Below are 524 nucleotides of genomic sequence, written 5' to 3'. Positions count from 1 at the left end.
GAGCCAACAAAACCAATTTCGCCTGCTCAGTGCACGCCGCTTCGGCCCGTTCTTCTGGACCCAGTTCCTGGGCGCGATGAACGACAACCTCTTCAAGGTCGCCTTCACTTCGCTGGTTACTTACCACACCGCGCTGTTCGAGGGCGTTGACGCCAAGAGCGCGGCGTTCCTGATCTCCGCCATCTTCATCGCGCCATTCGTGCTGTTCTCCGCCACCAGCGGCCAGATTGCCGACAAGATCGAGAAGTCGCGGCTGATCCGGCTGGTGAAGACCCTGGAAATCGGCATCATGCTGCTGGGTATGGCCGGCTTTGCCATGCACAGCGCGCCATTGCTCTACCTTGGCACTTTCCTGATGGGGCTGCACTCGACGGTGTTCGGCCCGGTCAAGTTCGCCTACCTCCCGCAGCACCTGGACGAGACCGAGCTGGTAGGCGGCAACGGGCTGGTGGAAATGGGCACTTTCGTCGCCATCCTGCTTGGCACCCTGCTGGGCGGCGAGCTGGCCGGCCTTACGCACGGCG

Annotated in this window: 1 protein-coding gene; it reads left to right on the top strand. The window is 62.4% G+C overall.

What is annotated here, in order from left to right; translation table 11 throughout:
* Nucleotides 1–524: MFS transporter (locus AC1DKD_RS41940; protein ID WP_477144825.1), on the top strand; the 524-nt coding region annotated here is incomplete at both ends.

The organism is Cupriavidus sp. 05T313, from assembly GCF_056396665.1.
Note: the sequence above shows the minus strand (reverse complement) of the source record. Positions and strands in the feature narration are given on the sequence as shown.